General features: G+C 71.7%; 8 protein-coding genes. 5 read left to right on the top strand and 3 right to left on the bottom strand.

From position 1 onward, the window contains the following. Positions 1–74: 74 nt before the first annotated feature. A complete protein-coding gene (locus AB0H81_RS19905) occupies positions 75–1,334 on the bottom strand; it encodes a sugar ABC transporter substrate-binding protein (RefSeq protein ID WP_358376299.1) in 1,260 nt (419 codons plus the stop codon). A 146-nt stretch (positions 1,335–1,480) separates the two neighbouring features. Continuing rightward, complete coding sequence (locus AB0H81_RS19900) at positions 1,481–2,614, bottom strand: ROK family transcriptional regulator (RefSeq protein WP_358376297.1); 1,134 nt, start codon at positions 2,612–2,614, stop codon at positions 1,481–1,483. A 199-nt stretch (positions 2,615–2,813) separates the two neighbouring features. On the opposite strand from AB0H81_RS19900, the gene tdh reads away from it, so the two are divergent. The 5 genes from tdh to AB0H81_RS19875 all read left to right on the top strand — a co-directional run bounded on the left by tdh (position 2,814) and on the right by AB0H81_RS19875 (position 7,621). Continuing rightward, positions 2,814–3,917, top strand: coding sequence for an L-threonine 3-dehydrogenase (gene tdh / locus AB0H81_RS19895; protein WP_358376295.1), 1,104 nt, complete (start codon positions 2,814–2,816; stop codon positions 3,915–3,917). Next, the gene (locus AB0H81_RS19890; RefSeq protein ID WP_358376303.1) at positions 3,917–5,086 is read left to right on the top strand and encodes a glycine C-acetyltransferase; all 1,170 of its coding nucleotides are present in this window, start codon (positions 3,917–3,919) and stop codon (positions 5,084–5,086) included. Before tdh ends, AB0H81_RS19890 begins: the two co-directional genes overlap by 1 nt. Before the next feature lie 100 nt (positions 5,087–5,186). After that, complete coding sequence (locus AB0H81_RS19885) at positions 5,187–6,092, top strand: LysR family transcriptional regulator (protein WP_358376293.1); 906 nt, start codon at positions 5,187–5,189, stop codon at positions 6,090–6,092. Between the two features lie 81 nt (positions 6,093–6,173). Beyond that, positions 6,174–6,755, top strand: a complete 582-nt coding sequence (locus AB0H81_RS19880) for a sigma-70 family RNA polymerase sigma factor (RefSeq protein ID WP_358376291.1) — start codon at positions 6,174–6,176, stop codon at positions 6,753–6,755. Then, the gene (locus tag AB0H81_RS19875) at positions 6,752–7,621 is read left to right on the top strand and encodes a hypothetical protein (RefSeq protein WP_358376290.1); all 870 of its coding nucleotides are present in this window, start codon (positions 6,752–6,754) and stop codon (positions 7,619–7,621) included. Before AB0H81_RS19880 ends, AB0H81_RS19875 begins: the two co-directional genes overlap by 4 nt. A gap of 66 nt (positions 7,622–7,687) precedes the next feature. Here the strand turns inward: AB0H81_RS19875 and AB0H81_RS19870 are convergent, their stop codons facing one another. Further along, entirely contained in the window at positions 7,688–10,963 is a 3,276-nt protein-coding gene (locus AB0H81_RS19870; RefSeq protein WP_358376288.1) for a S8 family serine peptidase, read from the bottom strand. Between the last annotated feature and the right edge of the window lie 48 nt (positions 10,964–11,011).

Here is an 11,011-nt window from a genome sequence, read left to right as displayed (position 1 = left end):
GCGGCGGCCGGGCCGCGGGGGGGGGGGGGGGGGGGGGGCGCCCGCCTGGGGGGCGGCCGCCCTTCCGAGGGTGCTCACTTCTCCTGCGACAGGGCCGCGTTCATGGCCGTGGCGAGCTGCTTGGCCGCCGCCTCGACGTCCTGGCCTTCGGTGAACGCCTTGGTGATCGCGTCGGTCTCCAGGCGCGCCCAGGCGGCGGTGTTCTTCGAGACCGGGTACGGCCGGGCGTCCGGGAGCTGGTCGATGAACGCCTGGAGGTCCAGGCCGGGCATCGACTTGACCCAGGAGTCCTGGAGTCCCTCGTAGGCGGGAATCACGGCGCCGGACTCGGCCTGGATGCGGTTGGCCTGCTCCGAGCCGAGGAACTTGACGAACTCCCACGCCTCGTCGGGGTGCTTGGTCTTGGCGTAGACGACGTTGGCCAGGCCGTGGATGACGGTCGCCTTGCCCTTGGGCCCGGCGGGCAGCGGGGCGACGCCGGCCTTGAGGCCCTCGGTCTTGAAGTACTGGGCGGCGTCGTAGGAGCCGTCGTACCACATGGCGAGCTTGCCGCTCTTGAACATCTCGATGGGGTCGTTGTCGGTCATCTGCTGGACCGTCGGCGAGAGCTTCTGGTCGAGCAGGTCCTTCCAGAACTTGAGGCCCTCGATGGTGGCGGGGTCGTCGAAGCCCGACTTCTTCTTGTCGTCGGAGATCACGTAGCCGCCGGCCTGGAAGATCGTGTTGTAGTAGGCCTCCTGGGACCAGGCCATCGCGCCGATGCCGTGGACGCCCTTGGCCGGGTCGGTCAGCTTCTTGGCCGCCGCGCGGACGTCGTCCCAGGTCCAGGAGGCGTCGGGGTACTTGACCTTGGCGGCGTCGAACAGTGCCTTGTTGTACCAGAGGCCGATGGTGTCGAAGTCCTTGGGGATGCCGTACTGCTTGCCGTCGAGGGTGTAGAGGTCGACCAGCGACTTGGGGTACTTGCCGAGGTCCACCTTGTCGGCGGCGATCTTGTCGGAGAGGGGCAGGAGCGCGCCCTGGGAGGCGTACAGGCCGATGCGCGGGCCGTTCATCCAGAAGACGTCGGGGGCCGTGCCGCCGGCGGCGGCGGTCTGGAGCTTGGTCCAGTACTCCTTGTTCGGGGTGAACTGGAGCTTGACCTCGATGTTCGGGTGGCTCTTCGTGAACTCCTGCGCGATCTTGGTCATCGCCGGGCCCTGGTTCTCGTTGTCCCAGTAGGCGTAGGTCAGCGTGACCTTGCCGCCGGAGCCGTCCCCGTCGGACGAGGAGCAACCCGCGAGCCCGGCCACGAGCGCGCCGGCGCACACCAGCGCCCTGATCTTCTCTGTCATGTCGTCCCCATCTGTCCGGGTCTGTGCGTGACTGGAAGATAGCGCTCATTTATGAAAAGAACTATAGATAATCACGCATGATCAAGCAGAAGATGCGCGCAAGCGACCTCGGCGTGACAGCTTCGTGACAGAATTATCGAAACGATCTATGAAAAGAGCAGGTCGTCGGCGCGGTCCAGCGCCCACCGGACGGCGCCCAGCGTGACGCAGTCGCTGCCCAGGCCGGAGGCCACGACCCTCGGCGGGTAGTAGCACACCTCGTCGAAGTAGCGCTGGATCGGCTCGACCAGCAGGTCGCCCGCCCGGGCCAGGCGGCCCCCGACCACCACCATCTCCGGGTCGAGCGGGTTGACCAGGGTGAGCAGTCCCTCGCCCAGGTGCCGGGCGAACGCGGTGACGGCCGCCAGCGCCCGCTCGTCGCCGCCGCGCGCCCGCCCGATGGCGAAGTCGGCCGCCTGCTGGTGCGAGCGCAGCTCGCCCGGCTCGGCCTCCATCGCGTAGTCGAAGACGTGCCTGAAGGCCGACCAGTGGTCGCGGGCCTGCCGGCCGATCTCGCCGGCGGCGGCGTTGGCGCCCCGGTGCGGCCGGCCGCCGATCAGCAGGGCGAGACCCAGCCGGTGGCCGGTGAAGAGGTAGACCACGTCGTCATGGCCGCGCGCCGCGCCCCGCCAGTGCTCGGCGAGCACCGCGAGCCGCATGTCGTTCTCGACCAGCACGGGCGGCGCGAGCCGCCGCCCCAGCTCGGCGCGCAGGTCGAGGCCGGTCCATCCGGGCAGGACGGTGCTCTTGACCACGCGGCCCGCGTTGTCCACCACGCCGGTGGTGCCCACGCCGACGGCCGCCAGGCCGGCCATGGACAGCCCGGCCCGGCCGGCGACGGCGGAGACCAGGCCGGCGACGACGTCGAGGCGCTCGGCCGCGGTCATCGTCTCGTGGGTGGGCGCCTTGTGCGAGGCGACGACCTCGCCGTTGAGGTCGGCCACCATGGCGCGTACGTGGGAGGCCCCGATGCCGACCCCGGCCACGTGGCCCGCCGACGCGCGGAAGCGGAAGCGCCGGGCCGGCCGGCCGCGCTGGCGGTCGCCCTGCTCCTCTCCGCACTCCTCGGCCCAGCCCTCGGCGATCAGGTCCTCGACGATCACCTCGGCCGTCGGCCTGGAGACGCGGGCGGCCCTGGCCAGCTCGCTCAGCGTGGCCACCCCGGCCTCACGCAGGATGCGCAGCACCGCGGCGGAGTTGAGCTTGCGCAGAAGGGAGGCGTCGCCGCTCTGCTGTCGCACCGAACCTCCAGGGAAACCGTCAGATCGACATCTTACTTAACAAACTTGGTTACGTAATCACGGGGCGGCCGGGCGGGACGGGAACACGCCGGGCGGCGGCGTGAAGCGAAGCTGTGGGGGCACTTAAGAATCCCTCGATGGACATGTCCGGAGCCTGGACGGCACAGTGCGTTAGGTTCGGGATGAGGGGGAATGTGCGATGAAAGCGCTGGTCAAGGAGAGGCCCGAGGCCGGTCTCCGGCTGGTCGACGTTCCGGAGCCGACGCCGGGGCCCGGCGAGGTGCTGATCAAGGTGCTGCGTACCGGCATCTGCGGCACCGACCTCCATATCCGGAAATTTGATGACTGGGCGCGTAACACCCTGAAGCTCCCCCTCATCGTCGGGCACGAGTTCAGCGGCGAGGTCGTCGAGACCGGCCCCGGCGTGGAGAACGTCGCCGTCGGCGACCTGGTCAGCGGCGAGGGCCACATCGTGTGCGGCCGGTGCCGCAACTGCATGGCCGGCCGCCGCCACCTGTGCCGCAACACCGTCGGCCTCGGCGTCCACCGCGACGGGGCGTTCGCCGAGTACGTGACGCTCCCCGCCGAGAACGCCTGGGTCCACCGCACCCCCGTCGACCCCGACGTGGCGGCCGTCTTCGACCCGTTCGGCAACGCCGTCCACACGGCCCTGTCGTTCCCCCTCGTCGGCGAGGACGTGCTGATCACCGGCGCGGGCCCGATCGGGCTGATGGCGGCGGCCGTGGCCACCCACGTCGGCGCCCGCAACGTCGTCATCACCGACGTCAGCGACGAGCGCCTCGACCTGGCCGGCAAGCTCGGCGTCTCCCTCGCGCTGAACGTCGCGCGCGACTCCATCGCCGACGGCATGCGCCGCCTCGACATGCGCGAGGGCTTCGACGTGGGGCTGGAGATGTCCGGCAACCCGCGGGCCATGCGCGACATGATCGCGAGCATGACCCACGGCGGGAAGATCGCCATGCTCGGCCTGCCCGCGGAGGAGTTCGCGGTCGACTGGGCCACGATCGTCACCTCGATGATCACCATCAAGGGCATCTACGGCCGTGAGATGTTCGAGACCTGGTACAACATGTCGGTCCTCCTGGAGAAGGGCCTCGACCTGACCCCGGTGATCACCGACCGGTTCCCGTACCACGAGTTCGACGCCGCCTTCGACACGGCCGCCAGCGGCCGCACGGGCAAGGTCATTCTTGACTGGAGCGGAGGAGCTCGGCCGGAGAGCACAAGGGACGAGCCAACGAAGGCCGAAGCGGCCGCGACCATGAACAGGAGTCGTGCTTGATGTTCACGAACGTGCGCGAGCAGCTGCGTACGACGCTCGACGAGATCAGCGAGGCCGGGCTGCTCAAGCCCGAGCGCGTCATCAGCACCCCGCAGAGCTCCAACGTGCGCGTCGCCGGCAACGAGGTACTGAACTTCTGCGCCAACAACTACCTCGGCCTGGCCGACCACCCCGAGGTCGTCGCGGCGGCCAAGGAGGCGCTCGACCGGTGGGGCTTCGGCATGGCCTCGGTCCGGTTCATCTGCGGCACCCAGGAGGTGCACAAGGAGCTCGAAGGACGCCTGTCCGCCTTCCTCGGCATGGAGGACACCGTTCTGTACAGCTCGTGCTTCGACGCCAACGGCGGCGTGTTCGAGACGCTGCTCGACGCCCAGGACGCGGTGATCTCCGACGCGCTCAACCACGCGAGCATCATCGACGGCATCCGTCTGTCCAAGGCCCGCCGCCTGCGCTACGCCAACCGCGACATGGACGAGCTGGAGTCCCGCCTGAAGGAGGCGGCCGACGCCCGGCGCCGGCTGATCGTCACCGACGGCGTGTTCTCCATGGACGGCTACCTCGCCCCGCTGCGGGAGATCTGCGACCTGGCCGAGCGCTACGACGCCATGGTCATGGTGGACGACTCCCACGCCGTCGGCTTCGTCGGCCCGACCGGACGCGGCACACCCGAACTGCACGGCGTGACCGACCGGATCGACATCATCACCGGCACCCTCGGCAAGGCGCTCGGCGGGGCCAGCGGCGGCTACGTCGCGGCCCGCAAGGAGATCTGCGAGCTGCTGCGCCAGCGGTCCCGGCCGTACCTGTTCTCCAACTCGCTGGCCCCCGTCATCGCCTCCGCCTCGCTGCGGATCCTCGACCTGCTGGAGACCACCGGGGAGGCACGCGAGCAGCTGCGCGCCAACACGGCCCGCTTCCGCGGCGAGATGACCCGCAACGGGTTCGACATCCTGCCCGGCGACCACCCGATCGTCCCGGTCATGATCGGTGACGCGGCGAAGGCGTCGGCGATGGCCGAGCGGCTCCTCGACCTCGGCGTGTACGTCATCGGGTTCTCGTACCCGGTGGTGCCGCACGGGCAGGCCCGCATCCGCGTCCAGCTCTCGGCCGCGCACTCGGCCGAGGACGTGGACCGCGCCGTGGAGGCGTTCGTCCAGGCCCGCGGCTGACCGTCCTGGCCCGCGGCCGGCCGCCCAGGCTTGTGGCCGGGCGGGCGGCGGACCCGTCCGGCCCCGCGGCCGGGCGGGCGCCGTAGGTATCCTCACCAGCGTGATAGACACGCGCCGGCTGCGCACGCTGCGCGCGGTGGCCGACCACGGCACGGTCACCGCCGCGGCGGCCACCCTGCACCTCACCCCCTCGGCCGTGTCGCAGCAGCTCGTCGCCCTGGAGCACGAGGTCGGGCACCGGCTCTTCACCCGCGACGGCCGCGGCGTGCGGCTCACCGCCGTGGGCACGATCATGCTCAGGCACGCGGACGAGGTGCTCGCGCAGCTCGAACGCGCCGAGGCGGAGGTCGCCGCCTACGCCACCGGGGAGGCGGGCGAGGTCACCGTGGCCTGCTTCGCCACCGCGATCAGCGCCGTCCTCGCGCCCGCGGTGGCGGCGCTCCGGCTCAAGGCCCCGGGTCTGCAGGTCCGCGTCCGCGACGTGGAGGGCGACCAGGGGCTCGCCATGCTGCTCGACGAGCGCGCGGACCTGGCCGTCGTCGTGGAGTACCGCGGCTGGCCGGACGCGGCGGACCGCCGCCTGTCCCGGATCCCGCTGTACGCCGAGCCGTTCGACCTCGTCCTGCCCGACGACCACCCCCTGGCCGCGGGCCCGTCCGACGAGCCTGTGGCGCTCGCGGACCTGGACGGCGAGACCTGGATCGGCCCCCACCCCGGCAACCCGATCCGCGACGTGATCGCCTTCGCCTGCGAGCAGGCCGGCTTCACCCCCGAGTTCGCCCACTGCTCCGACGACTTCCGCGCCGTGGTGGCGCTGGTGGGGGCGGGCGCCGGGATCGCGCTCGTGCCCCGGCTGGCGCTGCGCGACATGACGCTGTCGGGTGTCACGGTACGGCCGGCTCCCGGGCCTGAGCGGCGCGTCTTCGCCGCCGTACGCCGCGGCACCGCCGCTCACCCCCTCCTGCGGCAGGTGCTCGACACCCTCCGCGCCATCGCCCCGGCCTGAGGTCGCCTTCCCCCGATCCGGCGTTCTGCCGGTCTCCGCGTGACATCACGTGAAATTCCGCGCCCGCCCGCGGACACGTACGTGATCGAGACCGACAAACAGCACACCGACGAGGACGAAGTGGACGAAACCGATGACCAGTCACGGTTCGAGGCTGTGTACCGGCGCACGTACGACCAGATCCTCGGGTACGTCATGCGGCGGTGCTCCTCCCCCGAGGACGCCGCCGACATCGTGGCCGAGACGTACGTGATCGCGTGGCGGCGCGTGACGGAGATCCCGCACGGCGACACCGCCAGGCTGTGGCTCTACGGCGTGGCGCGGCGCGTCCTGGCCAACCACCGCCGCGGCGAGCGGCGCAGGGAGACGGGGCACGCCGAACTGACCGCCGAGACCCGCCGCCGCTACGCCATGTCCGCCCCCAGCAGGTACGACCACGTGGACCAGGCCATGAACGCGCTCTCCGGCGACGACCGCGAGCTGCTGGCTTTGGCCGTCTGGGAGGAGCTGGACCCCGGCCAGATCGCCGAGGTGCTCGGCTGCTCGCGCAACGCCGTCCGGATCCGGCTGCACCGCGCCCGCAGGCGCTTCGCCCGGGCCCTGGAGAAGGGCCGCCCGGCGGCCGTCCGCCCGCGACCACTGACCAACGAGGAGGCACGATGAGCAACGACCAGGTGTTCAGGGACCAGGCGAGGGTGCTGGACGCGGACCTGTCCGGCAGCGCGACCACCGCGGGGGCGGACGCGCTGCTGACCGAGATCCTCCTGCTGGAGCGGAGCCCGGCCCCGGTCGTCCGGCGGCCCCGCCGCGGGCCGGCCCCGTCCCGCCTCCTGCTGGGCCTGGCGGCCTCGGTCGTCCTGGCCGGCACCCTCGTCGTCGGGCCGTCCCTGTTCAAGGAGTCGGGGCAGGTGTACGCGAGCCAGGCCGTCACGATCGATCGCGACGGCGACGAGTACGACTTCTACATCACCGACGGCGACCCCGACCCGGCTGAGCTGCAGAAGGCGTTCCAGAAGGTCGGCCTGGACAACGTGAAGGTGGAGCTGATGCCCGTGTCGCCGCGGCAGCGCAACCCCGTCGACGGCTGGGAGCACTCGGACCCGAACGCCAAGATGACCTCCACCCTGTCCGACTGCAAGGTGCGGGTCGAGGGATGCCTGACGGCTTTCAGCATCACGGCCGACATCAAGGGACCGGCGACGCTGCGGTTGGGCCGGCCGGCCAAGCCCGGCGAGAAGTACGCCTTCCCCATCGACGCGAGCCTGGAGGGCGAGGCTCTGGCCGGGACCAAGCTCGGGGGACTCACGGTGGCCGAGGCGACGCGTGTCGTGCGCGAGCACGATCTGAAGGTGACCTACCAGCTCCGCTGGCCTCTGCACGAGGGGGTCGGATACCGGGCCGAGGAGCCGGTCCCGGCCTCCCGGGTCGATCAGGGCTGGAAGGTGGCGGAGGCGGAGAGCTACAACGACGGGGGGATCGTCCTGGGCGTCGAGCCCGGCCCCGGCGCCACCCCGCCGCCCGGCTACTGACCGTCTGACCGCATGTCCGGCCGCGCGGGGGGATCCCCTTCCCCGCGCGGCGGACGGCTTGACCCGTCACCCGATGGCGTACGCCCGGGTGACGGTCTGCGTCACCTGGTCACCCGCCGTGTCCGTGACCTTGGCGCGCAGCGAGACGAACCCGGGCGCGGCCGGGTTGGCGACCCGGGCCGTCCATCCGGAGCCGGAGCGGACCAGCCGGACCGGCCGCCAGCTCGCCCCGTCGTCGAAGGACGCCTCCACCGTGATCGACGTGGCACGCGCCGCCATGGGAGCGCCGGGGTTGCGCTGGAGGCTCACCGGCATCACGGTCGTGGACCCCGGCTTGGCGCGGTTGTGGTCGTCCAGGCCCTCGGGGGCGTAGCGGACCGCGGTCAGGGGCAGCGGCCGGGCCTTGTCCGTCCGCTCCGACCGGAAGGTCCAGGCCGCCTCGACCTTGGTCGACAGCATCGACGGCCGCTGCGCCGACGCGGTCAGCGTGTAGGTCGCCGCCTCGGCGGGCAGCCGGGCCTTCAGCAGGCACTTCTCGGGCTCAAAGGGCACGCAGCCCGTCAGGTCAGCCTCGGCCAGCACCTCGGCGCCGCGGGTCAGAGCGAGTTTCCCGGTGGTGGTGGAGTCACCGCCGTTCAGTCCGGCCCTCCCGGCGGTGAGAAGGCCGTCGGCGGTGAAACGCAGCCGGTCACCGTCGCGGTCGCCGGCCGGCGTGCCGAACGCGGGGCCGGTCACGGCGGCGTTCCACACCTCGGTGACCGGCCGCCGCCCGAGCACCGCGCTGAGGCCGGCCACCGTGTGGGTGCCGGTCTCGATCTGCGTGATCCAGGCGAAGCCGGGGGTACGGTAGTGCGTCATGGTCGCCGGCAGGTCCGTCTCGGGGCTGACGGAGATCCACACATCCGTCCAGGGGAGGCCAGGGAACTGCGGCCCCACCGACGTCCTGGCCTTGGCGGCGCCGCCCGGCGCGCGGTAGGCCGCGCTCACCTTGACCAGCTCGCGGGTCCGCGCCGTGTAGGTGGGGTCGTCCGGGATCCCGCCGACCTCGTAGTCGACGAGGTCGTAGCGGTACGGGCTCGGCTTGGCGTCCTTCTTGTGCCAGACGGTGGTGGACATGTACCGCAGGCCGGGCTGACGTACGGGGAACACGTAGTAACCCCGGCTCTTGCCGAAGGAGACCCAGGCCGTGTTCCAGGCCCCGTTGGCCAGCGTGAAGCTGATGAGGCGGTCGCGCTCGGCCGTCGGCTCGTCGAGCGTGAACTCGACCTTCTTGGCTTCACGTACGTCGAACGTCAGTTCACGGTCCGCGTTGTCGATGGTCACGGATCGGTGCCCGAGGGCGGCGTGACCACCCCAGATGTCGACGTAGAGATTCCACTCACCCTTCGGCAGCCGGACGGTGGCCTTGCCCTGGTCGTCGAAGGCCAGCAGACGCCGGTCGCCGGCCTTGTCGTAGACCTCACCCGAGACGCGGGCGTCGGGCGGGTTGCCCTCCGGGTCGACGGCCTTGACGGTGAGGTCGTAGGACTCCGGCTCGACATAGGCGCCGGCCAGGGTGCGGACCACGGTGTCACCGGATCGGGCGGTCACGACGCCGGGATAGTCGCCGGGCGCCCTGCCCTCCCCCCGGATCGTCAGCTTGACCGAAGCCTCCCCCTTCGCGGGCACCTCCAGCCTCTTGGCCCCGAGCTCCAGCACCTCGCTGTCCGCGCTGAGGTCCAGGGTGACCGGGGTGTCACCGGAGTTGGCGTATGTGACGTCCTTGGTCACCACCCGCTCGCCCGTGCCGTCCCAGGGGAACGCGGCCCAGACGTTCGGCGTCGTCACCGTGACCTGCTGGGCCAGCGTGCGGACCAGGTCGACCCGCCCGGCCCCCTGCTGATACAACATGGCGCCCTCCTGGGGCGAGGCGCCCCCGATGAGCGCCGCCTTCAGGCGCTGACCGCTCCAGTCCGGGTGTCGCTGGGCGAGGATCGCGGCGGCACCGGCCACGTGGGGCGTGGCCATCGACGTGCCGCTGTAGGCGACGTACGGACCGTCGGCCGTGCCGGCGGCGGCCGCGGCCGTGATCCCGACGCCCGGAGCGGTGACGTCCGGCTTGATCGCGTGATCGCCGCGACGGGGACCCGCGCTGGAGAAGTCCGCCATCCGGTCGTCGCGGTCGACGGCGCCGACGGTGAGAGCGGCGTCGGCGCTACCGGGGCTGCTCACCGTGCCAGGCGAGCCGTCGTTGCCCGCCGCCACGACGAAGAGGGCGCCGGTTCGCTCCGACAGCGTGGCGACCGCCTGCTCCAAGGGGTCGAGCTCCGGCGTGTCCGGGGCGCCGAGGCTGAGATTGACCACCTTGGCCTTGACCTCGACGGCGGCCCACTCCATGCCCGCCAGGATGGCCGAGTCGGCCGGACCGCGGACGCCGCCCACCTTGCCGAGCGCGATCTTCGCGTCCGGCGCGACTCCCCGGTACTTCTCCCCCGCGCCCGCGACGATCGACGCCACGTGCGTTCCGTGGCCGAGGTTGTCGCGGATGTCAGGCTCCTCGCTGAAGTTCCGCGACTGCGTGACCACGTCCTTCAGGTCCGGGTGGTCCGGGTCGTAGCCGGAGTCCAGGACCGCCACCGTGACGCCTTTGCCGGTGAAGCCCTGCTTCCACGCCTCCGTCGCGCCGATCTGCTTGACGCTCCGGTCGAGGGTGAAGGGACGCCGCCCGTCCAGCCACAGCTTCGTCCGCCCGGCGGACAGGGCCCGGGCACCGGAAGCCAGGCCCTTCCACGTCTCGGCCACGCTCGCCTTGGGCACCTGCACCGCGGCCATGCCCAGAGCGGACATCCGCCGGACCTGACGGGCGCTCCGGAGCGCGGGCACGTCCCCCTGGGGCGACTGCGTGATCAGCGGGATGTCGTTCCGCTTCGCGTCGCCGTACTCCCATTCCAGGAGCTGCGTGACGTCGAACAGCCGCTCGTCCAGAACGCCCTGGGCCACCAGCGGACGGGCGTCGGACGGATAGACGTACAGGTGGCCGTCGCGGCGCTGGGTCGTGTAACTCTCCTGCCTGCCCGGTCCCGGCTCGACGCGGTGCCCGGCGGCGGTGACGACGACCCGGTCGCCGGTGATCAGGGTCACCGTGCCGGTCGGCTCGTTCCCCGGCTGCTCGGGTCTTGCGGGTGTCGCGGATGTCGCGGCTCCTGGCGTATCGGCGGGCGTCGCGGCGGCGGACGTCGCGGGCGTCGGGGACGTCGCGGGCGTCGGGGACGTCGCGGGCGTCGCGGCGGCGGGCGCCTGGGCGGCCGTGACGCCGGCCGATCCGGCCAGGATGGCGGCCACCAGGCCCTTGCCTAACCTCATGCGCTTCCTCTCCATCGGCTGCATGAAACGGTCGCCGCCGGCGACGCT

Source organism: Nonomuraea sp. NPDC050691 (assembly GCF_040654455.1).
Taxonomy (GTDB): domain Bacteria; phylum Actinomycetota; class Actinomycetes; order Streptosporangiales; family Streptosporangiaceae; genus Nonomuraea.
This window is presented reverse-complemented; position numbering and strand designations above follow the sequence as displayed.

What these genes read in the sequence shown, in the direction of transcription:
- AB0H81_RS19875 (WP_358376290.1), top strand. Translation starts at nt 6,752, where the DNA reads ATGAGCAACGACCAGGTGTTCAGGGACCAGGCGAGGGTGCTGGACGCG.
- AB0H81_RS19890 (WP_358376303.1), top strand. Translation starts at nt 3,917, where the DNA reads ATGTTCACGAACGTGCGCGAGCAGCTGCGTACGACGCTCGACGAGATC.
- AB0H81_RS19905 (WP_358376299.1), bottom strand. Translation starts at nt 1,334, where the DNA reads ATGACAGAGAAGATCAGGGCGCTGGTGTGCGCCGGCGCGCTCGTGGCC.
- tdh (WP_358376295.1), top strand. Translation starts at nt 2,814, where the DNA reads ATGAAAGCGCTGGTCAAGGAGAGGCCCGAGGCCGGTCTCCGGCTGGTC.
- AB0H81_RS19870 (WP_358376288.1), bottom strand. Translation starts at nt 10,963, where the DNA reads ATGAGGTTAGGCAAGGGCCTGGTGGCCGCCATCCTGGCCGGATCGGCC.